29 protein-coding genes and 2 pseudogenes are annotated in these 26451 nt (G+C 72.5%); 14 read left to right on the top strand and 17 right to left on the bottom strand.

The genetic code is table 11. The features are described from left to right. Positions 1-29 precede the first annotated feature (29 nt). Both NH2_RS22445 and NH2_RS22440 read right to left on the bottom strand, forming a co-directional pair. Complete coding sequence (locus NH2_RS22445) at positions 30-1400, bottom strand: ABC transporter substrate-binding protein (protein WP_067657830.1); 1371 nt, start codon at positions 1398-1400, stop codon at positions 30-32. 31 nt (positions 1401-1431) lie between these two features. Continuing rightward, a complete protein-coding gene (locus tag NH2_RS22440; protein WP_067657827.1) occupies positions 1432-2559 on the bottom strand; it encodes an ABC transporter ATP-binding protein in 1128 nt (375 codons plus the stop codon). Positions 2560-2689: 130 nt separating this feature from the next. Here NH2_RS22440 and NH2_RS22435 point away from each other — a divergent pair, with 130 nt between their 5' ends. The 4 genes from NH2_RS22435 (at position 2690) to NH2_RS22415 (ending at position 5769) form a co-directional block, all read left to right on the top strand. Then, complete coding sequence (locus tag NH2_RS22435; protein ID WP_157103915.1) at positions 2690-3340, top strand: DUF8017 domain-containing protein; 651 nt, start codon at positions 2690-2692, stop codon at positions 3338-3340. Positions 3341-3572: 232 nt separating this feature from the next. Next, positions 3573-4778: a hypothetical protein gene (locus tag NH2_RS22425; protein ID WP_157103914.1), complete on the top strand. Its 1206-nt coding sequence runs from the start codon at positions 3573-3575 to the stop codon at positions 4776-4778. Beyond that, positions 4775-5233 (top strand): hypothetical protein, encoded by a 459-nt coding sequence (locus NH2_RS22420; RefSeq protein ID WP_157103913.1) that lies wholly within the window; start codon positions 4775-4777, stop codon positions 5231-5233. The genes NH2_RS22425 and NH2_RS22420 overlap by 4 nt, the downstream gene beginning before the upstream one ends. Then, entirely contained in the window at positions 5230-5769 is a 540-nt protein-coding gene (locus tag NH2_RS22415) for a DUF3558 family protein (protein WP_067657809.1), read from the top strand. Before NH2_RS22420 ends, NH2_RS22415 begins: the two co-directional genes overlap by 4 nt. A 4-nt stretch (positions 5770-5773) precedes the next feature. Here the strand turns inward: NH2_RS22415 and NH2_RS22410 are convergent, their stop codons facing one another. The 3 genes from NH2_RS22410 to NH2_RS22400 are packed head-to-tail and all read right to left on the bottom strand — an operon-like array spanning position 5774 to position 8340. Continuing rightward, positions 5774-6646 carry an alpha/beta hydrolase family protein gene (locus NH2_RS22410; protein ID WP_067657806.1) on the bottom strand — a complete coding sequence of 291 codons (873 nt, stop codon included), beginning with the start codon at positions 6644-6646 and terminating at the stop codon, positions 5774-5776. After that, the gene (locus NH2_RS22405) at positions 6643-7167 is read right to left on the bottom strand and encodes a YiiD C-terminal domain-containing protein (protein WP_067657803.1); all 525 of its coding nucleotides are present in this window, start codon (positions 7165-7167) and stop codon (positions 6643-6645) included. The genes NH2_RS22410 and NH2_RS22405 overlap by 4 nt, the downstream gene beginning before the upstream one ends. 12 nt (positions 7168-7179) lie before the next feature. Next, positions 7180-8340, bottom strand: a complete 1161-nt coding sequence (locus NH2_RS22400; protein ID WP_067657801.1) for an acyl-CoA dehydrogenase family protein — start codon at positions 8338-8340, stop codon at positions 7180-7182. A 144-nt stretch (positions 8341-8484) separates the two neighbouring features. On the opposite strand from NH2_RS22400, the gene NH2_RS22395 reads away from it, so the two are divergent. The 3 genes from NH2_RS22395 to NH2_RS22385 all read left to right on the top strand — a co-directional run bounded on the left by NH2_RS22395 (position 8485) and on the right by NH2_RS22385 (position 10604). Next, positions 8485-9411 (top strand): PDR/VanB family oxidoreductase, encoded by a 927-nt coding sequence (locus tag NH2_RS22395; protein WP_067657799.1) that lies wholly within the window; start codon positions 8485-8487, stop codon positions 9409-9411. Positions 9412-9468: 57 nt separating this feature from the next. After that, positions 9469-10173, top strand: coding sequence for a DUF8020 domain-containing protein (locus tag NH2_RS22390; protein ID WP_439951775.1), 705 nt, complete (start codon positions 9469-9471; stop codon positions 10171-10173). Positions 10174-10337: 164 nt separating this feature from the next. After that, entirely contained in the window at positions 10338-10604 is a 267-nt protein-coding gene (locus NH2_RS22385; protein WP_067657797.1) for a hypothetical protein, read from the top strand. 60 nt (positions 10605-10664) lie between these two features. Here the strand turns inward: NH2_RS22385 and NH2_RS22380 are convergent, their stop codons facing one another. Then, positions 10665-11531, bottom strand: a complete 867-nt coding sequence (locus NH2_RS22380) for an SDR family NAD(P)-dependent oxidoreductase (protein ID WP_157103912.1) — start codon at positions 11529-11531, stop codon at positions 10665-10667. Between the two features lie 395 nt (positions 11532-11926). Here NH2_RS22380 and NH2_RS28990 point away from each other — a divergent pair, with 395 nt between their 5' ends. Together NH2_RS28990 and NH2_RS22375 are read left to right on the top strand one after the other, a co-directional pair. After that, positions 11927-12211 (top strand): hypothetical protein, encoded by a 285-nt coding sequence (locus NH2_RS28990; RefSeq protein WP_157103911.1) that lies wholly within the window; start codon positions 11927-11929, stop codon positions 12209-12211. Between the two features lie 97 nt (positions 12212-12308). Continuing rightward, a complete protein-coding gene (locus NH2_RS22375; protein WP_067657792.1) occupies positions 12309-13190 on the top strand; it encodes an alpha/beta fold hydrolase in 882 nt (293 codons plus the stop codon). Positions 13191-13197: 7 nt separating this feature from the next. Here the strand turns inward: NH2_RS22375 and NH2_RS22370 are convergent, their stop codons facing one another. The 3 genes and pseudogenes from NH2_RS22370 to NH2_RS28985 all read right to left on the bottom strand — a co-directional run bounded on the left by NH2_RS22370 (position 13198) and on the right by NH2_RS28985 (position 14818). Next, the gene (locus NH2_RS22370; protein ID WP_067657789.1) at positions 13198-14415 is read right to left on the bottom strand and encodes an MFS transporter; all 1218 of its coding nucleotides are present in this window, start codon (positions 14413-14415) and stop codon (positions 13198-13200) included. Beyond that, positions 14412-14600 (bottom strand): annotated as a pseudogene (locus NH2_RS22365) (LLM class flavin-dependent oxidoreductase); the annotation flags it as partial. The pseudogene NH2_RS22365 and the gene NH2_RS22370, both read right to left, overlap by 4 nt. Before the next feature lie 50 nt (positions 14601-14650). After that, entirely contained in the window at positions 14651-14818 is a 168-nt protein-coding gene (locus NH2_RS28985; protein WP_174552863.1) for a hypothetical protein, read from the bottom strand. Between the two features lie 346 nt (positions 14819-15164). Between NH2_RS28985 and NH2_RS22360 the strand changes: the two genes are divergently transcribed. Then, positions 15165-15380 carry a helix-hairpin-helix domain-containing protein gene (locus NH2_RS22360; RefSeq protein ID WP_067657777.1) on the top strand — a complete coding sequence of 72 codons (216 nt, stop codon included), beginning with the start codon at positions 15165-15167 and terminating at the stop codon, positions 15378-15380. Positions 15381-15638: 258 nt separating this feature from the next. Here the strand turns inward: NH2_RS22360 and NH2_RS22355 are convergent, their stop codons facing one another. Both NH2_RS22355 and NH2_RS22350 read right to left on the bottom strand, forming a co-directional pair. Continuing rightward, on the bottom strand, positions 15639-16097 hold the full coding sequence (locus NH2_RS22355) for a PPOX class F420-dependent oxidoreductase (RefSeq protein ID WP_067657768.1): 459 nt from the start codon (positions 16095-16097) through the stop codon (positions 15639-15641). Between the two features lie 19 nt (positions 16098-16116). Then, positions 16117-16314: a hypothetical protein gene (locus tag NH2_RS22350; protein ID WP_067657765.1), complete on the bottom strand. Its 198-nt coding sequence runs from the start codon at positions 16312-16314 to the stop codon at positions 16117-16119. 180 nt (positions 16315-16494) lie between these two features. Here NH2_RS22350 and NH2_RS22345 point away from each other — a divergent pair, with 180 nt between their 5' ends. Continuing rightward, positions 16495-16812, top strand: coding sequence for a helix-turn-helix domain-containing protein (locus NH2_RS22345; protein WP_067657762.1), 318 nt, complete (start codon positions 16495-16497; stop codon positions 16810-16812). Here the strand turns inward: NH2_RS22345 and NH2_RS22340 are convergent. From NH2_RS22340 to NH2_RS22330, 3 genes are all read right to left on the bottom strand, one after another. Next, positions 16809-17405, bottom strand: a complete 597-nt coding sequence (locus tag NH2_RS22340) for a ClpP family protease (protein ID WP_067657759.1) — start codon at positions 17403-17405, stop codon at positions 16809-16811. The genes NH2_RS22345 and NH2_RS22340 overlap by 4 nt on opposite strands. A gap of 223 nt (positions 17406-17628) precedes the next feature. Then, positions 17629-18234, bottom strand: a complete 606-nt coding sequence (locus tag NH2_RS22335) for a ClpP family protease (protein WP_067657756.1) — start codon at positions 18232-18234, stop codon at positions 17629-17631. A gap of 87 nt (positions 18235-18321) precedes the next feature. Continuing rightward, a complete protein-coding gene (locus tag NH2_RS22330) occupies positions 18322-19485 on the bottom strand; it encodes a phosphotransferase family protein (protein ID WP_245650713.1) in 1164 nt (387 codons plus the stop codon). A 257-nt stretch (positions 19486-19742) separates the two neighbouring features. Between NH2_RS22330 and NH2_RS22325 the strand changes: the two are divergent. Continuing rightward, positions 19743-20248: pseudogene (locus tag NH2_RS22325) on the top strand (amidohydrolase family protein). Positions 20249-20504: 256 nt separating this feature from the next. Here NH2_RS22325 and NH2_RS22320 read toward each other — a convergent pair. Next, a complete protein-coding gene (locus tag NH2_RS22320; protein WP_067657753.1) occupies positions 20505-21167 on the bottom strand; it encodes a lysophospholipid acyltransferase family protein in 663 nt (220 codons plus the stop codon). 39 nt (positions 21168-21206) lie between these two features. Between NH2_RS22320 and NH2_RS22315 the strand changes: the two genes are divergently transcribed. Together NH2_RS22315 and NH2_RS22310 are read left to right on the top strand one after the other, a co-directional pair. Next, positions 21207-21653, top strand: coding sequence for a hypothetical protein (locus NH2_RS22315; protein WP_067657750.1), 447 nt, complete (start codon positions 21207-21209; stop codon positions 21651-21653). Next, the gene (locus NH2_RS22310) at positions 21650-22426 is read left to right on the top strand and encodes a 2-phosphosulfolactate phosphatase (protein ID WP_067657747.1); all 777 of its coding nucleotides are present in this window, start codon (positions 21650-21652) and stop codon (positions 22424-22426) included. Before NH2_RS22315 ends, NH2_RS22310 begins: the two co-directional genes overlap by 4 nt. On the opposite strand, the gene NH2_RS22305 is transcribed toward NH2_RS22310, so the two are convergent. Together NH2_RS22305 and NH2_RS22300 are read right to left on the bottom strand one after the other, a co-directional pair. Next, complete coding sequence (locus NH2_RS22305; RefSeq protein WP_067657744.1) at positions 22368-25637, bottom strand: WD40 repeat domain-containing protein; 3270 nt, start codon at positions 25635-25637, stop codon at positions 22368-22370. The two genes, NH2_RS22310 and NH2_RS22305, sit on opposite strands and share 59 nt — an antisense overlap. After that, positions 25634-26446, bottom strand: coding sequence for a hypothetical protein (locus NH2_RS22300; RefSeq protein ID WP_067657741.1), 813 nt, complete (start codon positions 26444-26446; stop codon positions 25634-25636). Before NH2_RS22300 ends, NH2_RS22305 begins: the two co-directional genes overlap by 4 nt. Between the last annotated feature and the right edge of the window lie 5 nt (positions 26447-26451).

Below are 26451 nucleotides of genomic sequence, written 5' to 3'. Positions count from 1 at the left end.
CGATTCGTTGGTCGGTTACGGATGGCCGGTCACTGCTGCGGCATCAGCTGGGCGCCCTGATCACGCGCCGCGCCCAGCGTGGACCTGGGGTCCTTGTTCTGGAAGACGACGGCCTCGACCGCGTCCATCATGCCGTCCCGGATCTGCAGGTAGTTGTTGCCCGGCATGGAGATCCAGGGCTCCATGCTCGCCAGCTGGGCCACGTTCGGCGCCAGCAGCGGGTTCTTCGCGGCCCAGCCCTGCAGCCCCGCCGGATCGTTCATCAGCCCGGTGCGCAGCGGCAGGTAGCCGATGCCCTGCGAGATGGTGGTGTAGGCGCCCTCGCTGGTCAGGAACTTGATCAGCTCCCACGAGGCCCGCTGCTTCGCCGGGTCGTTCGACAGGATGTGCAGCGACGCACCGGAATTCGTCGGAACCACCGGCTTGCCCGCGAAGGCGGGCATGGGCGCCGCGCGCAGATCCCACTTGTCCTTGGCGCCGGAGACGAAGGTGCCCTGCACCGCGCTGGTCTCCAGGATCATGCCGATCTCACCGCGGCCGAACGCCTCGTACCCCTGCTTCTGCTGCAGCCGGGGCATGCTGCCCGACTCCACCAGCCGCTGCCCGAGCGCCGCCACCTCCACGGCGGGGGGCTCGGCGAAGGTCAGGTTGCGCCGGTCCTCCGAGATCACCCGGCCGCCGTTGGAGCGCACCAGCGATTGGAAGCACCAGTCCTTGGCGGTCTTGGTCAGGCAGTCGATGTAGATGCCGCCCTTGCCGGTCTTGGCGATCGCGGCCGCGGCGGTGTTCACCTCGTCCCAGGTGGCGGGGGGCCTCGCCGGGTCGAGCCCGGCCTCGGTGAAGAGCGAGGCGTTGTAGTAGAGCACCGGGGTGGAGAAGACGAACGGCACGCCGTAGGTGTGGCCGTCCCAGTCCGCGAGGGTGCGGGCGCGCGGGGCGTAGGGGTGCTTGCTGCCGTCGAAGTTGGCGGCGACGGCGTCCGCGCCGACCAGCGAATCCAGCGGCTTGGCGCCGAGCTGGTTGATGGTGAAGTCCAGATCGCTGAAGCCGAGCTGGGCGACGTCCGGCGGGGTGCCCGCCACCATCTGGTTCTGGATGCTGGAGATCGTGTCGGTGGCCGGGTTGGGGCTGTTGCCCTGCGGCTTCTGCGCCGTGACCTCGATATTCGGGTGCGTGGCGCGGAACTCGCCGAGCAGCTTGTCGAAGGTGTCGGTCCACGCGCCCGCGAGGCCGTAGTTGTAGGACTCGAAGACGATCGAGACCTTCTGGTCCGGAGCCAGCTCCGGGATCTGCGAGGTCTGCGCGTCCCCGTCGGACGCGGTCGGGCCGAGGCCGCCGCACGCGCTGAGCGCGAGGACCGCCGCGAACACCAGGCCCAGTACGGGCACGGTGCGTTTCACTGTGTTCTCCTCATCGTGTGGCCTGATCGGATCAGGCGACCGCGACGCGGGCGTCGCGGTCGATCGGGGCGCCGGGCTCCGGTTCGCGCCAGCGCAGCCGCAGCCCGCTCTCGGCGTCGAAGAGGTGCAGGTCGGCCGGGTCGGCGCGGACGCCGAGCAGATCGCCGGCGGCCACCCCGGCGGGGCGCGGCACCCGCACGCCGAGGGTGTGCTCGCCGGTGTCGAGATGCAGCAGCTCCTCGCTGCCCAGGTTCTCCACCATCTGCACGCGGCCGGTGATCGCGCCTGCCGGGTCGGGGCGCAGCCGCTCCGGGCGGATGCCCGCGGTCACCGCGAGCGGCTCGGTCAGCTCGCCCGCCCGCTGCGGCAGCACGATGTCGACGCCGCCCGCGACCAGGTGCAGCCGCCCGTCGCGCGGGGTCACGGTGGCCGGGAAGAGGTTCATCGGCGGCGCGCCGAGGAAGCCGGCGACGAAGGTCGAGCGCGGCCGGTCGTACAGCTCGGCCGGGGTGCCGACCTGCTCCACCCGCCCGTCGTTGAGCAGCGCGATCCGATCCGCCATGGTCATCGCCTCGACCTGGTCGTGCGTGACGTACAGGAAGGTGGTGCGCAGCGTCCGGTGCAGCGTGATGAGCTCCGCCCTCGTCGCCGAGCGCAGCTTGGCGTCCAGGTTGGAGAGCGGCTCGTCCATCAGGAAGGCGCCGGGATCGCGCACCATGGCGCGCGCCAGCGCCACCCGCTGCCGCTGCCCGCCGGAGAGATTGGCCGGCTTGCGCTCCAGCAGCTCGCCGAGGCCGAGCACCGCCGCCACCTCCGCCACCCGCTTCGCGATCGCCGCGCGCGGGGCGCGCCGGGCACGCAGCGGGAAGCCGATGTTCTTCGCCACCGTGAGGTGCGGGTAGAGCGCGTAGCTCTGGAACACCATGGCCAGGTCGCGGCGCTGCGGCGCCTGGTGCGTGATGTCGCGGTCATCCAGCAGGATCCGCCCGGAACCGGGCTCCTCGAGCCCCGCCACCATGCGCAGCAGCGTCGACTTGCCGCAGCCGCTCGGCCCGAGCAGCACCATGAACTCGCCGTCCGCGATATCCAGCTCGACCTCGCGCACCGCCACCGACGCGCCGAACGCCTTCGACACCTTCTCGATTCGCAACCGTGCCACCGGTACTCCCTCCGCACTGTGCCGCCAGTCTCTGCGCCGCCGTCGCCGCAGGTGGCGGCGATAGTCGTTGCCGATCGTGCGAATGTCTGCCGGTGCGTGCGAGGGTGATCGGCAGGGAACCATCCGGGCCGTGCGTGCGTCCAAGAAGACGATGCGAAACTTCTTCGACCACGCCCATCGGTTCGGCTTCCTGGCCCCGCTCGGCCGGATAGTCGGGTTGCTGGTCGTGGCCGCCGCGTTCATATTCGTAATCGGCCGGGTCGGAAATCCGATCGCCCATCTCGTTCCGGGCGCCGAGGTCACCGCCGCCTGGACCGCGCCGCCGCCCCCGTCCACGGCACCGCCGGTGCCGCCACCCCCCGAGTTTCCCGTCATCGAGACAGCCCCGCCGAAGCCGGTCGTCCCGGCCGGCACCGACCAACCGGTGCCGACCCGCTACGGATTGAGCTACGTCGTTCCGTCGGCCACCGCCGGGTGGCGGGCATCGTCCACAATGGTCGCCGGCTGGACCGACCGGGACGGGTTGATCCTCGGCATCGGCTCGGCGAGCGACTACGGCTACGGTTACTGCCGCGAGTCGGACTCGGACGTGCTCGCACAGGTCGGTGTAACCGGCCGGAACGGCACCACGCTCGAGGACGCGGCGCGCACCGTGGCCGCCTCGGCGGGACGGATCTTCGCCGACGACGCCGGTGCGCAACCCGAGGTCGAACTGCGCGGTCCGATCCAGATGACGGTCCGGAGCGGAGCGGGCTCGCGGTCCGGTACACCGCGGTGGTAACGAAGATCCCGGATCCCGGCCCGTGCGCCTCCGGCACCGCTCATTTCGACGTCCTGGCGACGCGCGCGCCCGCTACCGCGGAGATCGCGATTCTCCTGGTCGAGCATCGAAGGGGGCTGGCGCAATCGGCGGCGGAGTCCGAGGTCGAGCGGATTCTCGGCTCGCTGCACCTGACGGAAGAGAAAGGATCGCCCCCGCGATGACAGAGCTGTTCAGGGCGGCGCCCGAGGAGGTGGCAGGCGCCGGCAACGCGGTGCGGACCATCGCGCAGGACGTCACCGGCATCGCCGCCTTCACGCTGCAACACTGCCCGGTCCGCCCCGAAGGGTTCGGCGGAGCCATCCTCGATCCCCTGAAGGGCCCCTTCCAGGACACCGCGGCGCTCTTCCGGGACCGCTTCCAGAGCATCGGTATGCACACCGCGAATACCGCCGACGAACTCAACCGGGCGGCCTGGATGTACGTGAATAGGGAACAGCAGAACTACGAGGCACTGAATCGGGCGACCACGAACATATTCGACGGCACACCGGTCGCAGCCGATCCGGACCGGGAGAACCTGGGGATCGTCGCCGCCTTCTCCGGTGCGGCGAACTACTCCCTGCCCCACTCCATCGCACTCGATCCGCCGGGGGCGGCTCCGCCCGAGCTCGCCGATCTGATCGCCGAGACCACCGGTGCGGTCGGGGATGTCAACGAAGCGGTCAAGAGCGTCACCAGAATGGCAGGCCGCGAGATCAATATTCTGGAGACGGTACTGTCCCCGATCAGCGCCAACTGGAATGAACTGCGGCGCATCGGGGAGTGCTACAAGCTGGCGGGCAATTCGCTCGAACAGTGCGGCGACAACCTCGACTCCGCCGTGCGGCAGGTCGGGCCGCGCTGGGACGGCCGTGCGGCCGTCGCCTTCGAGGAGTTTGCCCGCGGCCAGAGCACGGCGCTGCGGTGGGAGGGGCCGGTCGGCCGAGTGATCTCGGATTGCCTGACGGAGATCGCCGACGCGATCCGGGACGGCGTGCGGAGCGCGTGCGAGAAGCTGCGCGACTTCATCGCCTCGTTCATCGACTTCCGCAATGCGAAACAGGTCTTCAAGCAACTGGTCAAGAAGATTCCCGGGATCGGCACCGCACTGGAGATTCTCGACCTGGCGCGGAAAATCTGGGAGGTGGTCGACCTGGTTACCGATATAGTCCGCAGGATCGAGGAGATGCGTGATCGGGTGCGGGAGTTGCTGGAGTTCGTCAGTAATCCGGTGGGCAAGGGGAAGGAATGGGTCGAGCGGAAGCTGGAGCCCATCACCAGCCGGATGGACGACGCGACCGCCGCGGCCGCGCTGATCGACGACGCCCAGAAAATCGCGCAGACGGAGGACACGGTGAACCGGCCCACCACGGCGTTCGAAGTCGGTAGTGGTCGCCAACCCTGGGAGAACGCGTGAGCATCGGTGATTCCCTCGCCGATCCGAATCTAAATCCCGGCGTGGCCGCGGCCGCTCGTCGCGTCTTCGCCTCGGTGGCCGATATGCGGACGACGATCGCACAGGTCGACAGCACTGACCCGCAGGAGCTGTGGCGCGAGCCGACCGTGGTCACCGAGGAACTCCTGCGCGCACTGGCGGCGATGCCGTCCGCGTCCGAGGCGCTGCACGGCTACGCCGCGCGCGTCCAGGAGGGAACGGCGCGCTGGCCCGATATCGAATGGGCGGCATCGCCCGTGCCCACGGAGGTCACCGAGCTGAAGCTGTCTCCGTCGTACGAATGGAAGTGGGGTCGGGACGACGTGGCCGAAACCGACAGAAGTCTGCGCCGCGGTCCCGAGCCGGGAGTCGTCGGCCCCAGTGATTGGCCCGATGACCTCGACGAGTACCCGACGTCGCGATCGGGGCTCGTATGAGGCGCGCGGTGGGGGCGCTGCTGCTCGGCACCGCCCTGCTCGGCGGCACGGCGTGTGCGGATACCGGCACCGATACTCCGCCGGTCGACCGGGCGGTCGTCCGGCAGGATCCCTGCGCGGTTCCGGACGGCGTGCTCGCCGACGCGGGGCTGACCGTGCCGCCGTATCAGCGCGGCACCTTCGGCGTCGAGTTCACCGGCTGGGCGGGCTGCATCTGGCGTGACAGCACCGGCACCCGCGATCTCGCCGTGTACGTCGGCCCCCCGAGCATCGAGGAGTTCGGCACCGGCCCGCGCTACTCCGTCGACTACCGGCCGGTCGGCCCCGCGACGCTCGCGGGCCGCGCGGTGGTCGAGACGGCCGATCGCGCAGACCCGGAGCGCGCCGAACGCTGCTACTACGTGGCCGATCTCCCCGCGGGCCCGGTCCTGCTGTGGGCGCGCACGGTACCCGGCACCACCCCGCCACCTGGCGAGGATGTCTGCGGGACCGCCCGGCGCGTCGGCGAGCGGCTGCTCCCGCTGTTCACCGGCTGAGCGGCTACCGCGCGCCCCGCGCCCAGGCGGCGATCCGGGCCGCCAGCACCGGCGCATCCTTCACCCAGCTGAAGTGATCACGATGGGCGACACCCGAATCCGCGTCCACGTGCCAGCGGGTGACCCGCGCGCTCGGCATCCGCCCGACCAGGAAGTCCACATTCGACTTCGGCCCGAGCACATCCTCGTCGAGCGAGATCACCAGCACCGGCTTGGCCAGCCGCCGCAGCAGCGAGTTGTACCGCCGCGCAGAGCCCTTGGGCCGGTAGAAGCTGGTGAGCGAGTGCATGGACCAGTCCCGCATGACCCCGCCCGGCATGGGTGCCGGGATGAGGACCCCGCCCGGCCACTGCCCGGTCCGCCGGGCAACCCAGCCGATGTACTGGATCTGGCTCAGCGCCTCCCACCAGCGCCGCACCCCGAACGCGTACCAGAACACGGTGCCGGTGCCGATGATCCCGACCCCGGCCACCCGCTCCGGCTCCGCGCTCGCGAAGAGCAGCGCGAGCTGCCCGCCCAGGCTGTGCCCGAACAGGTACAGCGGTGCCCCCGGGAAGCGCTCGCCGACCGCGGCCACGATGGCGGGAAGGTCGGTCTCGATCATCTCCCGGTAGCCGAAGTCGCGGTGCTCGCCGAGCGCCGGGGTGGCCTCGCCGTGCGCGCGCAGGTCGGTGGTGGCGACCGCGAGCCCCTCGGCGTGCAGGCTCGCGGCGAGCGCCAGGTAGTGCTTGGCCTTCATGGCCATGGCGGGCAGGATCAGCACCACGGGTGCGCCGGGCTGGTCGGCGGGCAGGAAGCGCACGGTGAAGGTGACCCCGTCCGCCGTCGCGACCGTCGCGGACTCCAGCTCGGTGAACTTGGGCAGCGCGGTGGTCATCGCTCGTCCTCCCCGGGGTTGGTGTCGCAGACGTAGTCGAAGCTGAACTCGGCGACCAGCACATCGGCGTCGTCCAGCAGCGCCGCCGGGATCACGATCTCGAACCGCTCGCCCACGGTGGAGGCGAGCACGCCCGCCACCGCCTCCGGCTCGACCGAGGCGACCGCGCGGATCCGTCCCGCGGCCGGGCGCTTGTACCGCACGCTCGCACCCCGCAGCACCAGCCGCTGCACCCGGTAGAGCCTGCTCGCCGCCGCCCCGACGAAAGCCGCGGCGCCCGCGATGTCGGCGGCGGTGAAGAGCGCCCCCGCGTGCACGGTGCCCATGTGGTTGGTGGTCGGGCCGCCCGCCGGGATCTCCACCACCGCCCGCTCCGGGCCGATCTCGGTGATCTCGGTGCCGACGTGCGTGCCGAAGGGGATCAGGGTGTGCGAGGTCGAGCGCAGGTACTCGTAGTCGACGTGCTCCGGATCCAGCTCCGGGTAGCCCGCCGCGAAGCCGGTGAGTTCACGCGTGGTCATGGTGGTTCCCTTTCAGCGGTGCGCGCGCAGGGCGCGGCGGGCGATGGAGGTGCGGAGCACCTCGGACGGGCCCTCGTAGATCCGGAACGCCCGCGCCTCGATCAGGAACCGGGCGACCAGGTGGTCCTCGCAGACGCCGAGCCCGCCGTGCAGCTGCACCGCGCGGTCGAGCACCCGCCACACCGCCTCGGAGACGAAGGTCTTCGCGATCGAGGCCTCGTGCCTGGACTGCGAGGCGGTCGGGCCATGCGCGTCGATGGTCTCGGCCGCCGTGCGGATCACCCCGCGCGCCGCGACGATGTCCATCTCGCTGTCCGCGACCAGCGCCTGCGCCATCCCGTGCTCGGCGATCGGCGCGCCGAACGAGGTCCTGGCGTTGATGTGCCGCAGCGCCAGGTGGTGCCCGCGCACCGCCAGCCCCAGCCAGTTCATGGCGAAGACCAGCCGCGAGGGCGCCAGCCGCACCTGCGCCAGCGGCAGCCCGTGGCCGACCGTGCCGAGCACCGCCGAATCGGGCACCGCGCACTCCTCGAACAGCACCTCGCAGTGCCCGCCCGGCGCGCTGGTGTAATCCATGGTCGGCATGCGCCGCCCCACCGTGAACCCCGGATTGTCGGCATCGACCAGGAACATGGTGGCGCCCTCGTCGGTGTTCGCCACACAGATCACGAAGGCCGCGCCCTGCGCGCCGGTGCAGAAGTGCTTGGCGCCGTTGATCACCCAGCCGTCGCCGGTCGCCCTGGCGTAGGTCTGGAGCATGCCGGGGTCCGAGCCGGCCCCCGGCGCCGGCTCGGTCATGGCGATCGCCGAGCGCACCTCGCCGGAGGCCAGCGGGGCGAGGTAGCGCCGCTGCTGCTCGGAGTTCGCGACGTGCGCGAGCAGGTGGATATTGCCGTCGTCGGGCGCCCAGGCGTTCAGCGCGAGCGGGCCGAGCAGGCTCGCGCCCGCGGCCTCCAGCACCTGCGCCTGCTCCGCGGTCTTCAGCCCGAGCCCGCCGTAGCGGGGATCGGAGAGCGGGCCGAACACCCCGGCCTCCTTGGCCCGCTTCTGCAGCTCCAGCCGCAGCGCGTCGTCCATCACCCGACCGTCGACGACGACCTCGCGCTCCACCGGGACGACCTGCTCGTTGATGAACTGCGTGGTCCGTTCCACCAAATCCGCGACGTTGGTCATGGCGCCAGTCTCGGTCGGCGAGTCCCGGGCGTGTCGGGGCGATAGGCGTTCTCGATCGACCGAATCATCTGCCCGTTCGCGCCCTGCGGCGCGGTCGGTTTGCGGTGACGGTTACCGCATCACACCGTCCGGTGAGGAGACCAGATGAACGACATCACGGTACGGGTGCGCGCCCGCCGGGACGAGGCGGCGGGCGTCTTCGCGCTCGACCTGGCCGACGCCTCCGGCGCGCCGCTGCCGCGCTGGCGTCCGGGTGCCCACATCGACGTCGCGGCGGGCCCCACCGGGGTCAGGCAGTACTCGCTCTGCGGCGACCCCGGCGACCTCGGCGGCTGGCGCATCGCCATCCTGCACGAACCAGGCGGCCGCGGCGGCTCCGACCACCTGCGCCGCACCGCCCTCGAGGGCTCCCTGCTCCAGGTCTCGCAGCCGCGCAACAACTTCGAGCTGGTCGAGGCCGAGGAGTACCTGTTCGTGGCGGGCGGCATCGGCATCACCCCCATCCTGGCCATGACCACCACCGCCGCCGCCCCCTGGCAGCTCTACTACGGCGGCCGCAGCCGCGCCCACATGGCCTTCGCCGGAGAACTGGCCGAGCGCCACCCGGCCGCGGTGAACCTGCTGCCGCAGGACGAGCACGGCCTGCTCCCCATCACCGAGCTGCTTGACCGCCACCCCCGCGCCACCGTCTACTGCTGCGGCCCGGAGCCGCTGCTCGCCGCGACCGTCGCCGCGGGCACCGAGCGCGGCATGCCGGTGCACGTCGAGCGCTTCGCGCCGAAGCCGGTGGCCGAGGGGGCCGACACGGCGTTCGAGGTCCGGCTGGCGAGCACCGGCCAGACCTTCGCCGTGCCGCCGGGCACATCCATCGCCGACGTGCTCGAGGCAGCGGGCGTCCCGGTGATCACCTCCTGCCGCGAGGGCACCTGCGGCACCTGCGAGACAACAGTGCTCACCGGTGCGATCGAGCACCGTGATTCACTGCTCACCGAGGACGAACAGGCGGCCGGGAAGACCATGATGCTGTGCGTCTCCCGCGCCTGCCAGGGCCCTCTCGTCCTCGACCTCTGACTACCCGGAGCCCGACCGGGCTGCCGGGTGCACCGAAAACCGAGAGGAAACATCAGGATGAGGAAGATCGTCGCGGTGGCCGCGGGCCTGGTCGCCGCATGCGGAATCGCGTCCGGCACCGCCGGCGCGGCTCCGGCCGGTGACGGCACCGTCGATTTCACCGCGCACGCCACCGATACCCAGAGCATCATCAGCATCGACGAGGGCTCCCTCGTCGTCGAGGACGCCGCGCTGAAGATCAAGGCCCCGAACGGCGACCTCATCGCCGGGACGCCGCTGAGCTTCCGCATCGACGACTTCGAGTTCCCGATCGCGGCCCAGATCGCCGGCCGCACCGCGACCCTGACCCCGCAGCTCGACGTCGCGCAGGCCGTCTACAAGCCGGTCGCCCTGCCCTACGAGGACAAGGCGCCGTTCAAGAACGAGTACGACCGTGAGGTCGCCGCCTGGTCGCGTATGACCAGCACCATCAGCGCGGGTGCCACCATCGGCACGCTGGTCGGCGGGCTCGTCGGCGGTGCCGCGGGCTGCGTGCTCGGCGGCATCGCGGGCGCCACCGTCGCCTCGGCGACCATCGTCGGGCTCTTCGGCCCGTTCATCCCGGCCGCGGCCATCGGCTGCATCGGCGGGATCCTGGCCGTCGGGGCGCTCGGCACGCTCGCCGGGCAGATCCTGGTCACCGCGCCCGTCATCATCGGCGCGGCTATCCAGTACTTCTCCACCATCAACGCGCCCGCGCCGGTTCCGCCGGCGACGAAGTAGGGCGGACAGGCCCGGCGATAGGTCCGGGGGACAGGCGGCTCCATCCGGTTGGTCCGGGTGGAGCCGCTGTGGGTTCGGGTAGATGTCGACGGCGGCACACCACTCCGCCGCCCGGGCACACCGGACGGCGTTTACCCGATTCGCCAGCGGGCATCTTCGGCGATGTGCTACTTCTGCCCGCCCCCGAAACCGCCGCCGCCGACTCGGTTCTCCCCGGTACCTCCGGCCCGCCCGCGGACGATCGCGCCGCCGCGGTCATCATGCTGGTCTACGCGCTCACGCCGCGCCAAGCCGAGTATCTCCTCGACCGGTGCGCCGAGCGCTCCGGCGTCCCGCGCGATCGATTCGCCGCCGAGCTGTGCCGTGCCGCGGAGCGGGCCGACGACCCGTCCGCGGCGGTCCGCGCCCGGCTGGACCCGCTGCTCGGCTGAACTCTGCCCGCGTTCGGTCCGTTGCTGCCGCGAGTCGACGGCGAGCCCGGAAATTGAGACCTACGTTTCCGGCATCGCCAGGCGAGCGCTCTCCTCCCACAGCCCCACCCCGGCCGCCACATCCCGAGCCAGCTCGGACGGCTCCTGCCACCCCAGCTTCCCCCGCCGCACCGCGGCATAACTCTGCCCCTCGGGCGGAACCACTTCGCGGGAAGCGAGCGAAGCCAACGCTTTCCCCGCATCCGGGACACTGTTCAACGTCGGCTGGAACTGCCGCAGCGGCCACCCGACAGGCGTCCCGAGCACCTTCCACGCCACCCGCATCGGCAGCGCGAGATCGCCCGCGAGCCCGGTCCCGAACACCTGCCCCGGATCGAAGGCGATGGGAGTCACCACGTTCGAGTACTCGGTGGCGAGATACCGCACGATGAGCACCGCGCAGAGCTTGGACGCCGTGTAGGCATGCTGCCCGGCCTTCGCGGGCAGCGACTCGTCGAGCTCCGGGTGCGCGAGCAGCCGCGCGTCGGCGTGCCGGGGCGGCTCGAGCCCGGCACCGGTGGCGGGGTCGTGGGTTCCGCTGGTGGTCAGCAGAACCACGGCTCCCGGTGCGAGCCCGGGAAGCAGGAGCCGAAGCAGGAGATAGTGCGCCAGGTGGTTGACCGCGAAGGCGGTCTCGAACCCGTCCACCGTCCGCCCGTCGGCATCCGCCCGGATCACCCCCGCGTTGAGCACCAGCGCATCGATGGCCTCCGACCCCAGCCGATGCCGAATCCCGGCGGCGAACGTCCGCACCGACTTCAGCGACGCGAGATCCAGCGGCAACGACTCCACACCGGACGCGGGGCGGCGGGCCCCGAGCACCACGCGATGCTCCCCGCGCAACAGCGAGACGGCGACGGCCCCGATCCCGGAAGTCCCCCCCGTCATCACGATGGTCCCCACGCCCGTCCCCGCTCCCTCGCCGAATGCGGACGAATGTAGCAAACCTCGGCGGTCGAGGAGTTCGAATCACGATGAGCTGCCGGCCGTCACGCCAACCGCGAAATGGTCAACTTTCCACCGACAACGCCGTATCCTCGGCGCGCGATTTCTACGGGGACGCTGAACTTCTACGATCCGGTTCAGTGCACGGCGTGGCTGGCTTCGATCTGGCCGAACAGCTGGGTCACGAACAACCTGGCTGACCTGGCAGGATCCGAAGTCGGGCGAGGTGAAGCCGTGGCCGGCGACGTCCCGGGGTCAGCCAGGACAGGCTGAGCCACCCCTTCACGCTGTGCGAGGGGTGACGTTCAGCAACGGTGATCCGGTGGACGCGGCGAATCGTGAAGGCCGATAATTACCAGCACGGATTCGAGGACAAGGCGCTCGGAATTCCGCCGGATTACGTCTTCGCGAATTACACCGGGCGTGAGGTCGTGGCGCCACTCACCGTGAAGGTGAATGTCGGCAAGCCGAATGCGGGCTTCCTGCACACGACTTCTTTCTCTCGGGCGGGGCCGATTCCGGCGAAGCCGTTCCTGGAGCCTGAACGGGCGGGGGCAGCCGCAGCACTGGATCGTCTCGGGCCGTTCGTAGTGGAGCCGGTGAACGGGGCTGCGCACGGTTGACGGCGACGTGACCGTCGTCGGCATCTCCTTCCAGGTGCGACCCGACCTGTCACCTTTTGTGGTATGTTCGTATTACCAACGGGAGAGGGCGGAGAGCATGGCGAAGATCGGCAAGTTCAGCAGCGCGGCGGGCGAGGCGCGATTCCGGGCGGCCTACGACGCGGTGGCGGCGCGCTGGCCGGTGCCGTCGACGGAGCACGAGGTGCCCACCTCGTTCGGTAGCACCTACGTGCGGAAGTCGGGGCGGGGGAGCGGCGCCCCGATCGCGCTGCTGCCGGGCATCGGCGGCAACGGTCAGGTCTGGTACCCGTTCGTCGAGGAGCTGGCGCGCGACCACGTCGTCCTGACACCTGACGTCATCGGCTGGGCCGGGCGCTGCGAACAGACCGCGCCGGTGCGCGACACCGCCGATATCGCCCGCTGGTTCGCCGACACGCTCGACGGGCTCGGCGTCGAGCGGGTGCACCTGGCCGGGAACTCACTCGGCGCCTGGCTCGCCGGCGCCGTCGCGGTGCACCGCTCGGACCGGCTGGCCTCGCTGACGCTGCTGGAGCCGAGCGCGGGCGTCTTCGCCCGCCCGCGGCTGGGGCTGCTGGCGAAGTTCATCGTGAGCGGGATCAATCCGACGCCGGAGCGCATGCGTCAGTTCAATCGCTGGCTGATGCCGCGCTACGAGATGGACGACGCGGGCATCGAATTGGCCGGTGCCATCGCGAAGTTCCGGATGGCCATGCCGTGGGACCGCACCTTCACCGACGCGCAGCTCGCCGCCATCGCCGCTCCCACCCTGGTGCTCTTCGGCGCCGAGACGGTCGTCGCCGACCCGGAGTTCGGCGCGGCCCGGGCGCGGGAGGGGATCGCCCGGGCGCAGGCCGAGATCATGCCCGGCGTCGGCCACGACCTGCTCTGGGCCAACCCGGAGCAGGTGATCCCGCGCTTCCTCGCCTTCGTCGAGAGCCACGAGCAGGCCAGGGCCTGAGCGCGGGTCAGGTGGCCGGTTCGGCCGTCCGGCCCACCGGCCGCGCGACCGGCAGCAGGGCGAGCGCCGCCAGCAGGCACGCCGCGCCGAGCAGCACCAGGAAGCGCCAGTCCGCGAGCCACGCCGCGGCCAGCGGGGTCCCTGCCCTGGAGAGCGCGGTCGGCACCGCCATGAGCGCCAGGATGCTGCCGAAGCGTGCCACGCCGAAGGTGTCCGCCACGATGGAGGGTTTGGCCACCACGCTGATCCCGTAGCCGAGCCCGAAGGCGGCGATGCAGGCCAGGGTGAGCGGCAGCGAGGTGCCCGCCAGCGGCAGTGCCAGCAGCCCGGCGCCCTGGACGGCGAAGGACACCGCGGTCACCCTGGCCATGCCGAACCGGCGGGACAGTGGCGCCAGCCCCATCCGGGCGGCGATCTGCAGCACCCCGACCGCGATCGGCAGCGCCGCCGCCACCGTGGGCGAGAACCCGACATCGCGGAACCAGGACACCATCATGAGCAGGAAGGCCGCGGTCACCCCGCTCTGCGCGACGAAGGCGACGAGCAGGAACCAGAAGCCGGGGCTGCGCAGCGCCTTCCCGACCGGCACCCCGTGCCGCCCGGTCACCCGCAGGCTGTGCGCGGTGCGCCCCGGGATCGCCCAGAGATGCGCGGGCACCGCCACCACGGCCAGGATCAGCGCCAGCACCAGGAGCGCGTTCCGCCAGCCGAGCTGCCCCTCCAGCCAGCCGACCAGGAAGTAGTAGAAGCTGGTGGCGAGGCCGCAGATCATGGTCACCGCGATGATGGCGCCGTCCCGGTGCCTGGTATCGGTGACCACCACCAGCACCGCGAACGCCGCCTCGTAGGTCGACATCGCCAGCGCCAGCCCGGCCAGCGCGAAGGCCAGGTACAGCTGGGGCAGCCCGGTCGCCCGCGACCACAGCAGCACCGCGGCCACCCCGATCACCGACCCGGCGGCCATGAGCAGCCTGCCGCCGTACCGGTCCAGCAGGTTGCCGACCGGTACCGCGGCGAGCGCCCCGGCCAGCGTCGAGATGGTGGCCGCCGCCGTCACCTCCGTGCGCGAGGCCGCCAGCGCCTCCGACATGGGGATGAGCAGCACCGTGAACGCCTGGATGAACGCGCCGTAGGTGACGGTGTTGGTGAGCGCGAACACGCCGACCAGGCGTTTCCAGCGCAGGTCGGAGTGCGCCGGGGGAGCGGCGGTGGTGTCGGCGCTCATCCGCGGAGCAGCGGGAGCAGTTGATTCCCCTGCCTGCCGATCTCGCGCAGGTACGGGGTGTCGGAGAGCGCGAAGTGCGTGCTGCCGAGGTCCTGGTGGCGGCGCGGCGATTCCGCGACGTCCTCCGGGCCGACCGGCCAGGTGGCGCTCGCGCCGCCCCCGTCGGAGCGGCCGGGCGCGGTGTAGCGGTACGAGGGGAATTCGAGCGTCATCGAGCGTGGTTCCTGTTCGTGATTCAGCGGGCGAGCCGGGTGACCTGGGCGTGCCTGACATCGCCGATCTGCCCCTGCGCCAGCACGAAGAGCGCGGCGCGTGCGTACAGCCGCGCGGTGTCGTCGCTGCCGAGGCCGCGGCCGCAGCGGGCGATGAGCAGCGCGGGTGAGCGTGCCGAGCGCCTCGCCACCGGCCGCCTCGGTGGTGCGCGGCTCCTCCAGCCGGTCGCCATCGCGGTCGGTGCGCAGCGCGGCCGGGCGCAGCACCCGCTCGGCGTACTCGCGCACCCGGGCGACCAGGGGGTGCGCGTCCGCCGCCGTGACCGTCGCGCCCGGGGCCGGCTCCGTCATCGCGGTCCCTCCGTCCGAGCGCATGCCGAACGCGGGCCGCGTCCGGACTCGGAAATTATTACTCAGGCTATCGAACGGTCCCCGGCGCGCCCCCCCGCTCGGCCCGTTTCCACCAGCGGTGAACTGCGGAGACTTTGTTCAGCGGGAGATAGCTTCGCGGGATTCGCCTGCGGCTAGCATCGTGGCGTGACCGAGGATCCGAGCGAGCTCACCGCGCGCATCGGCACGGTGGCGCGGCGCGAACTGGCCGCGCACGGCTACACCCGCTATGAGCAGCTGAGCGCGGCCAGTGCGGAGGAACTGCTCGCCATTCACGGCGTCGGGCCGAAGGCGATCCGGATCCTCGGCGAGGAGCTGGCCGCGCGCGGCTGCGGCTTTGCCCGCCGTCCCGCCGGACGGTGACGTCGGCGAGTTCGAGAACGATGCCGCTTACGCTGTGCCGAACCCTCGCATGAGCGGGGGCCCTCCGTGGCTACGCTGCGCTCCCGCCTCCGGGCCTGACCCGCTCATGCTGTGCCGAATAGTCGCATGAGCGGGGCCCCTCCGTGGCTACGCTGCGCTCCCGCCTCCGGGCCTGACCCGCTCATGCTGTGCCGAATCGTCGCATGAGCGGGGGCCCTCCGTGGCTACGCTGCGCTCCCGCCTCCGGGCCTGACCCGCTCATGCGAGTTCCGGCGGGAATCCGCCCGTCGCGATCGGACCCCAGCGCTCGATGGTCACCCGGATCAGCGACTTGTTCTGCCTCGCCATGGCGGCGCGGTACTCGTCCCAGTCCGGGTGCTCGCCCGCGATGCAGCGGTAGTAGTCGACCAGCCCGTCCAGCGCCTCCGGCATGTCGAGCACCTCGGCCCGGCCGTCCACCTGCACCCAGGCGGCGTCCCAGTCGTCGGAGAGCACCAGCACCGAGACCTCGGGCGTCCGCTTGATGTTCATGGTCTTCGCGCGGCCCGGGTAGGTGGAGATCACGATCCGCCCGTCCTGATCCACCCCGCAGGTGACCGGCGAGATCTGCGGCCGCCCGTCGCCGCGGACGGTGCTCAGCAGGGCGTGGTGCCTGGGGCGGAGGAACTCCAGCAGCGCCGGGCGCTGCACGACGTCGGCGGTGGCGATACGGGGCATGGAGGGTCCTCTCCTCGGGTCAGTGATCCTCGCTGCCGGCCCTGCCGCCGATGTACGCGCGCAGCGCCGGGTCGTCCGACACCAGCCGGTCGACCTCCTCGCCGCCGGTGCACGGCAGCAGCGCGACGGTGATCGCGCCGGCGTTCCCGGCGACGACCCGCCAGGTGCCGCCGGAGCCGGTCCAGCGGCGCAGGATCGCGACGAGGTCTTCGGTCATCGCCCTCGACCTTAGCCGTTCGGCGATCCGGCCGATTTCTCGGACACTGTCCGGCACGGACGGCACCCCGATCACGAGCGGCGAGCCAGAACCTCAACTCCCAGGGCTGGAACCGAACCCGAGTTCGCTGTGCGCGAAACCGTATCCGGCACCGCCCACCCGAACACCTACCCTCGACCTATGACCGAGCAGCACGGACTCCGAGTAATCCCCGGCGGCCGGACCGAGGCCGAACCACTGTGGCGCGAGGTGCTCGGCGAACGGCTCCGCGCCCTGCGCACCGAGCGCGGGGAGCGGCTGGTGGAGACGGCGGGGCGGGCGGGAATCTCCCCGCAGTACCTGTCCGAGGTGGAGCGCGGGCGCAAGGAGCCGTCGAGCGAGATGATCGCGGCGCTGGCAGGCGCGCTCGGCACCTCGCTCGGCGAGCTGGCAGGCGCGGTGGCGGGCGAGCTGAGCCGCCCGGCCGCCGCGCCCACCGCCATGCTGCGCGCCGCTTAGCGCGAGCGGGCGGGCAGCACCCGGTCCACCAGCCCGTACTCCACCGCGGCGTTCGCGGTGAAGACCCGGTCGCGGTCGGTGTCGTGGCGCAGCCGCTCCACGGCCTGGCCGGTGTGGACGGCCAGGATCGCCTCGATATCGGTGCGCATGCGGACCAGCTCGTCGGCCTGGATGATCAGGTCCGGGATGGTGCCGCGGCCGCTGGCGGCGGGCTGGTGCAGCACCACCCTGGCGTGCGGGAGCAGGCAGCGCTCGCCCGGCGCGCCGCCTGCCAGCAGCACCGCGCCGACCGCGATGGCCTGGCCGACGCAGGTGGTGTGCACGGGCGCGTTGATGTGCTGCATGGTGTCGTAGACGGCGAGCATGGCGGAGAGATCGCCGCCCTCGCAGTTGACGTAGAGCTGGATGGGCTGCTCGTGGTTCTCCGACTCCAGATGCAGCAGCTGCGCGATGAGCGCGTTGGCGACGCCCGAGTCGATCACCGTCCCCAGGTAGACGATGCGCTCGCTGAGCAGGTGCGAGTAGATGTCGGTGATCCGCTCGCCGCCACGGGGATGCGACGCGACCACATTGGGAATCGTGTAGCTGCTCATGCCGGGTCCCTTCGTGGCATGAGCGAGGGCCCTCCGTGGCTACGCTCCGCTCCCGCCTCCGGGCCTGACTCGCTCATGCTGCATAGATTCCGCATGAGCGAGGGCCCTCCGTGGCCACGCTCCGCTCCCGCCTCCGGGCCTGACCCGCTCATGCTGCATAGATTCCGCATGAGCGAGGGCCCTCCGTGGCCACGCTCCGCTCCCGCCTCCGGGCCTGACCCGCTCATGCCGTGATCCCCACCCGCTGGCGCTCCGGCACGACCTGCCCGAACGAGTCCACGATGTGGTCGATGAAGCCGTACTCGCGCGCCTGCGTCGCGGTGAACCAGCGATCGTGCAGCGAATCCTCGTACACCCGGTCGTAGGGCTGCCCGGTGTCGGCCGCGATCAGCCCGAGCACCGTCTCCACGGTGTAGCGCAGATCCTCCGCCTGCACCTCCACCTCGACCGCGCTGCCGCCGATCCCGGCCGAGCCCTGGTGCATGAGGATCCGCGCGTGCGGCAGCGCGTACCGCCGCCCCGGCGACCCCGCCGACAGCAGGAACTGCCCCGCGCTGCAGGCCAGCCCCAGCGCCAGCGTGCTCACCTCGCACGGGACCAGCCGCAGCACGTCCCTGATGGCGAGCATGGACGGCACCGAGCCGCCGGGGGAGTGGATCCAGAGCGCGATCCCGGCCTGCGCGTCCTCCGCGGCCAGGGTGAGGATCTGGGTCATGAGCAGGGTGCCGTTGTCGTCGTCGAGCGCGCCGTCCAGCACCACGATGCGGCGGGCGAGCAGCTGCTCACGGGCCCGCCGATCGAACATCGGGGTCTTCTCGTCGTGTGCCATGGCTCCACCGTGCCGCAGCCGCAACGGTTTTCGCGGCCCGCGCTGCCCTGAGCAGATCCGCTCGCAGCAGCGCGGGCCGGGGAGTGATCAATTCTTTCGTGCGTCGATCAGCTCGGTGAGCAGCCCGAACCCGTCGTGCGCCGCGACCCCGGCGACCGCCCGCTGCACCCCGACCGCCGAGACCTCCAGCGGCTGCATCCGGTCGCTGGCCTCGGCGGTGCAGACCGCGTTGAGGTAGAACTCGGTGGTGGCGGCGCGGTAGAGGGTCCACATGCGCTCGCCGTCCACCTCGACCCCGGCCGCGTCCAGCCGCGCCGCGTACCGCTCGACCAGCCCGCGCTCGACCTTGCGCAGCAGTTCCGGCTCCATCGAGGCGGTGAGGCTGTAGGCGACGTCCCTGATGCCGGGGCCCGCGGTCGCGATCTGCCAGTCGAGGAAGCCGGGGCCCGCGTCGGTGAAGTACAGGTTGCCGAGGTGCGGGTCGCCGTGCATGAGGGTCTGCGGGACCGCGGCCCAGAAGGCGTCGATCTCGGGGGCGCGCTGGTAGAAGATCCGGCACTGGGCCTGCATCTCGGCCGGGATGAGCTCGGCGGCGTGCCCATTGATCTTCTCCAGGAACCGGCGCCGGACCATGTTCGCCAGCTGGATGGAGGCGGTGGTGCGCTCGGCCAGCGGGGCGAGGTCGGTCGCGAAGCGGTCGGTGCCCCAGAAGGCGGCGTGCAGATCGGCGAAGGCGTCCACCAGGGCCTCGGCCTCGGTGTCGCTGATCGAGTCGAGCACGGTGCGGAACCGCGCCGCCCCGGTGAGATCCTCGAGCACCAGCAGCGAGCGCTTGCGGAACCCCGACACCTGCGCCGCGTAGCAGCGCGGCACCCGCACCGGCGGCTCGTCGCCGAGCGCCCGGTAGGCGATGGTCTCCTTGATGCCCATGCCGAAGACGTTCATCATCACGTGCTGCAGGTAGTTCTGCGGCGGCAGCTTGAGGAACAGGTGCTCCGGGATGTCGGCGGTGCTCTGCACCGCGATCCGGGCCCGCGCCGCCGTGCCGGAGTGCTCGTCCAGCACCCGGATCGCGGTGATACTGCCCTCCGGCAACCCCATCGCCGCTTCCAGCCACCGCGGCTCCAGTCGCTCGGCCCGCAGCGGGATGTCGGCGCCGAGGCCGATGCTCCGGTCGAAGGCGGCGCGCAGCGCCTCGCGCACACCCATGCCGATACTCATCGCCGTCGCGACCGGGGTCGGAATCGTCACGTCAATCCTGTTCTCGTCTCCGTGCTTGCAACTCTCGAGGGATCCTAACGAGTTCCGCTCGGGATCGGCTTACCGGAATCCCGGTGTCCGGGACGGCGGCCGAGCTCCTGGAATCCGGGGCCAGGACGTCGTCGCGCAGCTCGACACCGGGCTGGTGGTGCTCGCGAGCCGGGAGCCGCCGATACACGGAGGTGATCGCCGGCGGGCACCGCGATTCGGGGCGGCCGTCCGGGCCTGGTGCGACCTAGGGTGACGGCATGCGCACCTTCGACGCCCACCTGCACATCATCGACCCGCGCCACCCGCTGATCGAGAACGACGGCTACTTGCCGCCGGAGTTCACCGCGGCGGCGTACCGGGAGCGGGTGGCGGGGCGCACGAGGTGGCGGGGTGGCACGCGGAGCTCTACATCGATGCGCGGGATCTGCCGGAGCTGGCGGCCACCGTCGCGGCGCTGCCCGCGGTGAGCATCGACCACCTGGGGCTGCACGCCGACGGGCTGCCGGAGCTGCTGCGGCTGGTGGAGCGGGGGGTGAAGGTGAAGGCGACCGGGTTCGGGCGGGTGGAGCTGGACCCGGCGGCGGCGATGCGCGCGGTTCTCGAGGTCGATCCGTCCGCGCTGCTCACTGGGACCGACCTGCCGTCGACCCGGGCCCGCAGGCCGTTCGCGGACGCCGATCTGGCGCTGGTCGCCGAGGTGGCGGGCGAGCACGCGGAGGCGGTGCTCTGCGGCAACGCTGCCGCCTTCTACCGGCTCGGCTGAACCCGCTCGACCGCGACGGAGACCGCGTTCAGCGCCGCGGTCTGGGATAGCGGGTCGACGGTGGCTTCGGCGAGCAGGTTGCGGTGGCCGCCGTGCACCTCGGGGGCGCTGCCGCCGGGCGGGTCGAAGACGCGCGGGAGCCACAGCCGTGGTCGACCGCCACGATGCCGCGCCGCGTCCGGCCCGCCGCGCTCGACCAGCCTGCCCGCGGTCCGGCTCTTGCCGCGAGGGAACCCGGTCGCCGGTCGAGCGCCGCTCAGCCGCGCAGCGCCTCGATGCGCTCGCGCAGGTGGGTCAGGAGCTCCTCCGGGGAATCGAAGCCGGCCGGGTCGATGGGGGCGCCGAAGCGGATGGTCACCGGGCGGGTGCGGTCGAAGCGGCCCCCGCCGTCCGCGCCGCGCAGCGGAAGCACGTCGTCGGTGCCGGTGGTGCCGACCGGAATGATCGGCACGCCGGTGCTGAAGGCGAGCTTGGCGACCCCCGGCTTGTACGGCTCGACCTCGCCGGGCCGCACACAGCGCCCCTCCGGGTAGATGATCAGCATGCCGCCGTGCCGCAGCACCCACTCGGCCTGGTCCAGCGCCGCGCGGCCGGATTCCGGGTCGCGGCGGATCACCGGGATATGCCCGAGCCCGCGGACCAGCACCCCGACCACCGGCCAGGTCCACAGCTCGGCCATGGCCACCGCCATGGCGCGGCGGCGCAGGGCGCCCCAGAGGAAGATCGCGTCCAGCATGGAGATGTGGTTGCTCGCCACCAGCACCGGGCCGCGCACCGGCACCACCGCGCGGTCGTGCACCGTCACCCGGACGATGCGCGTCCAGGCCAGGAAACGCAGCACCCGGCGCACCAGTTTCGTGGTGACCCAGGCCCGCAGCCCCAGCCCGACCGGCCGCCGCCGCTCCTCCTCGCCCGTCATACCCGCTCCTCCCCGCCCCGCACCGGTTAGGCTGCGGCCGTGACAATTCTGCTGCTGGTGCTCCTGATCATTGTCATCGTCGGGGTGGTCGGCGGTGTGATCGCGTTGACCATCGTTTTCGTCACCGGGCGGGTGAAGCAGTCGTCGGCGCGGGCCGTCGAGGCTACGTTCGCGCCGGGCGAGGTGCTGCGCAGCGACCCCATGGCCAATTTCTTCGGCTGGGAGTCGAAGGGCGGCAGGCAGATTCGCGGCAATGGCGCGCTGGTGCTCACCGGGCAGCGGCTGTGGTTCCGGCGCGCGGGCGCGGCCGAGCCGCTGGAGATTCCGCTCAGCGCGGTCACCGGGGTCGATATCGTGCGCTCGCACAACGGCAAGTCGGTGCGCCGGGATCTGCTGCGCGTCGCCGTCCAGGGGGACAGCGTGGCGTGGTGGGTGCGCGAGCCCGCGGCCTGGGAGGGGCACCTCCGCTCGCTGCTGCCGCGGTGAATCCCGAACACCGGCAGGGCGATTACCGGGTCCGCTTCGACTGGGGGCCGGTCGGCGCGGCGGCGGTGCGCGCCGAGGTGACCGTCGTGGTGGACGTGCTGTCCTTCACCACCACGCTATCGGTCGCCGCCGACCTCGGGATCGAGGTGTTCCCGTACCGCTGGGGGCACGACGGGGTGGGCGAGTACGCCGCCGCGCGGGGTGCCGTGGCCGCGGTCGGGCGCCGGGCGGCCGCGCCGGGGCAGGTGAGTCTCTCGCCGGGGACCCTGCGCCGGGCCGAGCCGTTCGAGCGGCTGGTGCTGCCCTCGCCCAACGGCTCGACGATCGCGCACGAGCTGGCCGCGGCGGGTTCGCTGTGCGCGGGGGCCTCGCTGCGGAACGCTGCGGCGGTGGCCGGGTGGATCGGCGCCGGTCGCAGTGTGGCCGTGGTGGCGGCGGGGGAGCGGTGGGCGGACGGGTCGCTGCGGCCCGCGGTCGAGGATCTGTGGGGCGCGGGGGCGGTGTTGGCGAATCTTCCCGACCAGGAGGGGTTCTCGCCGGAGGCGCGGATGGCGGTGCGGGCGTGGCTCGGGGTCGAGCGGGAGATCGGGGGTGCGCTGCGCGGGTGTGCGTCGGGGCGGGAGCTGATCGCGATCGGGTTCGCGGGGGATGTGGAGATCGCCGGAGAGGTCGGGGGGAGTGCGGCGGTGCCGGTGCCGGCCGGGGAGCGGTTCGTCAGCACAGCTCCCGGTAGGGGATGGCCCCCAGGTAGCGCTCCCACTCCGCGCGGGTGAGGCCGCTGGTGCCGCTCGCGCAGAGCCCGGCGATCACGGCGTCCGGGTCGGTCGCCCAGACGCGCAGCACCTTGTCCGGGCCCGCGCCGACCAGGAAGCTGCCCCCGGGGCCGTAGATGACATCGTTGACCCGGCCCACGTAGGCTCTGAGCTCGGCGAACGGCTCGGCGGGGTGGCCGAGGTCCCACACCCAGGCGCCCCCGTCGGCGCCGCCCGCGACCACCCGGTCCGAATCCGGGCTGAAGTTGACCGTGAGCAGGGCGTCGGCCGGGCCGCGCAGCACCGCGAGCCGCCGCGGGCGGTCCCGATCCGCGATATCGAACAGGTGCACGCTGTGGTCGGCGTCGCCGGCGGCGAGCAGGGCGCCGCGCGGGTCGATCGCGACCGTGAGCACGTCGCGGCCCGCGAGGTCGGCGAGCGGCGGGCGGGGGCGCGGGTGGCGCGGGTCGGTGGCGTCCCAGAGCAGGACGCGGTCGTCGGAGGTGGAGATGGCGAGCAGGTCGCCCTGCGGGGCGAAGGCGACCATGGAGGGCAGGCCGGGGCCGCAGTCGAGGTCGGCGATCCGGGTGGGGGCGGCCGGGTCGGAGACGTCCCACACGGTGGCGATGGAGTCGTCCTGGCCGGCGACCACCAGGATGGTGCCGGTCGGGTCGAAGGCCATCGAGCCGACGATCTTGCGAACGGCGGGGATCGCTGCCCGCCATCGCGGATTCTGTGGGTCGCTCACATCCCAGAGCTGGGCATTGCCCATCGTGGTGCCCGCGGCGGCCAGCGTGCCGTCCTGGGTGAGCGCGGCGGCGCCGGAAGGCAGTGCGCCGCCGGACATCAGGAGGCCGGGGAACTCGCGCGGCGCGGCGGGGTCGGAGAAGTCCCAGTGATGGGTGATCGGATCCTCCGCGTTGGAGCCGGTGAGCAGGCGGGTGCGGGTGCGGTCGAACCAGGTCTGGTAGAGCTTGCCCGTCGAACCGGGCAGTACCGGGCCGGGGCGCGGCCAGAAGCGGAGCACGCCGTCGGAGCCCGTGGTGACGAGGGTGCGGCCGTCGGGGGTGAACTCCACCCCGTTGACGATGGCGGAGGCGGGCAGCTCCTCGCCGGTGCCCTCCTCCAGCCGCCAGATGCGGGCGGTGTTGTCGGAGCTGCCTGCGGCGAGCAGGCGGCCGTCCGCGCTGAAGGTGACGTCGTTGACGTAGCTGCGGAAGCCGGTGAGCGTCCGGGTGACGCGCGAGCCGGGGCCGTCGACGCGCCACAGCGTGACCCTGGTGTCGCGGCCGGTGACGGCGAGGGTGCCGCCGTCGGGGGAGACGGCGAGCGCGTGGATCCAGGCGCTCGCCGCGGGTTCGGGGGCGTGCTCGAAGATCGGTCGCGGGTCGGGGCCCGCGTAGTCCCAGAAGCGCAGGGCGCCCTGGCCGTCACCGGCGACGAGCAGGGTGCCGCCGCTGTCGAAGGTCACGATGGTGTCGGCGCCCATGGGCAGCGGGGGCAGGGGGCGGATCGCGTTCGCGCCGACGTCCCAGCGCAGCACCCCGCCCGCGGCGGTGCCCGCGGCGAGGTGGGTGCCGCCGAAGGCCAGCGCGCGCACCACGCCGTCGATCGGAAGCTCGGCGCGGTGCCGCAGCGCGGCCCCGTCCTCCACCTCGACGAGGTGCACGGCGCCGGGGACGGCGACGGCGAGGGTCCGGCCGGTGCGGTCCACCGCGAGCGTCGCCGGGGTCGCCCGCTCGGTGAGCGGGAGCGTGGCGTGGACGGTGCCGTAGTGCGCGGTACTGGAGAGCCGGAGCTGCCCGTCCTTGCCGATCGAGGCGATCCAGCGCCCGCCGGCCGGGTCCACCGCGCTGCTCAGCTCCGAGGTGCCGGTGAGGAACCGGCCGGGGGTCGGCACCGCGGTGGAGTCGAGCAGCGCCGACCTCGCCCTCGGGGTCGGGTGGTGCCGGTAGGCGGCGACGGCCATGAACTGCGCCACGGCCGGGTCGGTCCGGCGGAACTCGGCGGTCGCGCTGGCAATCAGCCGGGACTGCGACTCCGCCTGGACGCGTTGGCTCTCCACCCGGGCCGCGTGCTCGGCATGCCTGGCCGCCGCGAGCGCCGTGCCGCCCGTGCCGAGCACCGCGACCATGAGCACCGCGAGCAGCGCGGCGCCGATGGCGCCGGCGTTGTAGCGCCGCCGGGTGTGCCGGATGGCCTCGGCGAGGGTGGCGGCGCCGTGCACCGAATCGGCGAACCCGGCGGGCGCCTTCTCCGTGGCGTCGGCCAGCCCGCTCTTGGCGACGATCACCCGCAGCGCCGCCATCTGCGCGGCCTTCAGCTTCTCGCCGTAGTGGCCGACCCGGGTGAGCGTGGCGCCATCCAGCCCGGCGGTGACGGCGCTGCGGGCGTCGAGGGTGCGCCAGCGCCAGCGGCCGGTGCGCGGCCGGGGCAGCAGGTCGTCGAGGGCGACGGCCATGGCGGCCGCCATGGACGGGCCGCGCAGCCGGGCGGCGGGCACCCCGCGGTCGTGCGTGACCGACCAGACCACGCACGCCCTACCGACACCGCGGCCCGCCCGCCACGCCTGGTCGAAACCGTGGGCGATCTCGGCGTCGGCATCGAGGAAGAGCATGCGGGCGGGGTCGGGGTGCAGTCCCACCGGCCCGTCGTCCAGGTGCCGCAGGTGCAGGGTGGCGGCGACCCCGGTGCCGCCGACCTCCAGTAGCACCGTCGTCCTGGTGCTGTGCCGGACCCGGCACCGGCGGCCGGCCAGCTCCAGCGCCAGCAGCAGCGCGAACCCGCGAACCCGTGTCAGCTCCTCGCCCTCGCCGACGAGCAGGCGGCGAACGAGCACCGCCAGCGGCCCCGGTTCGGTCACCACCGGGAGCCGGGGGTCCATGAGCTGCAGGTCGGTGGAGACCAGCCCCGCGCGCTCCGCGTGCGCGAGCACCGGCTGGAGCGCGGCCCGCGCCGCGGCGTCGGAGAGCTCGGCGGTGGTGAGCGCGACGGCGAGCGCCCTGCTCGCCTCGGCGGCCTCGAGCTGGAGCGGGTTGTCGCGCAGCGCCGCCCGGTCGTCCGGGCCGAGCAGCGCGGCGGCGGCCTCCGGCCCGGCCCGCACCGCGGCCACGCACAGCGCGACCCACTGCTGCTCGCGGCCGGTGAGCCGGACCCGGCGCTGCTGCCGCTCGGCCTGCACCGGCGGCCGGGCCGCGCCGAAGATATCGGCCGGATCGTCGTGCTCGCTCACGGCAGCCCCGCCGCGATCGCGCCGCGCATCCAGTGCCCGGCGGGCAGAGTGGCGGCGAGCCTGCGCCACACCCCCTTGACGCCCGGGTCGCAGACCGCGACCGAGCGGGTCAGGTCGGCGGCCGCGGCAGGCAGGGCGAGCGCGGGGGCAGGCTCGCCGACGGCGATGCTGCCCCAGCCGCTGCCCAGCTCGAGGAAGCTCTCGCCGACCGCGAGTGTGCCCTGCTGCTCGAGCACAACGAAGAGCACGAGCTCCCGCGGGCCGACGGTCAGCCTGGTGACGTGCAGATCCGCCGCCCGGGCGAACTCCAGCACCAGGTGCAGCCGCGCCTCCTCGGCGAGCGGGGTCCTGGTGATCCGGAAGCGGTGCTCGGCATCGATCTCGCTGTGCGGGCGCGCGGAGCGGTCCGCCGCCGCGGCGGCCATCGGCAGGTCGGTGACGGCGGGGAGCACCCGCAGCACCCGCGGGCCCCGGTCCGGCGCCGCGGCGGCGAGCAGCGCCGCGTGCAGCCGGGCGCGCTCGCCGGTGCCCGCCGCGATGCGCTCGATCCGGGGTCCGGGCGGCGCGCCGCTCCAGAGCCGCCGGAGCCGGTCGAGCAGCAGCGGATTGTGCAGGACGGCCTCGGCCTGGAACTCGGAGAAGCCGAGCGTCGCCGCCTCGGCGATCTCCAGCGGGTGCAGCCCGGGCAGCTCGGCGCTGCCGTAGGCGGCGACGACGTGGCCGAGTTGTTCGCCGAGTTCGCGCCGGGCGCCGGGGAGTGCCTCCAGGTCGCCGGGGTTCAGGTGGGTGCGGAAGTCGTCCTCGGGCATGGGTC

The organism is Nocardia harenae NBRC 108248 (assembly GCF_001612885.1).
Lineage (GTDB): Bacteria > Actinomycetota > Actinomycetes > Mycobacteriales > Mycobacteriaceae > Nocardia > Nocardia harenae.
The sequence above is the reverse complement of the archived record's forward strand: the minus strand, read 5'-3'. Positions and strand labels throughout refer to the sequence as shown.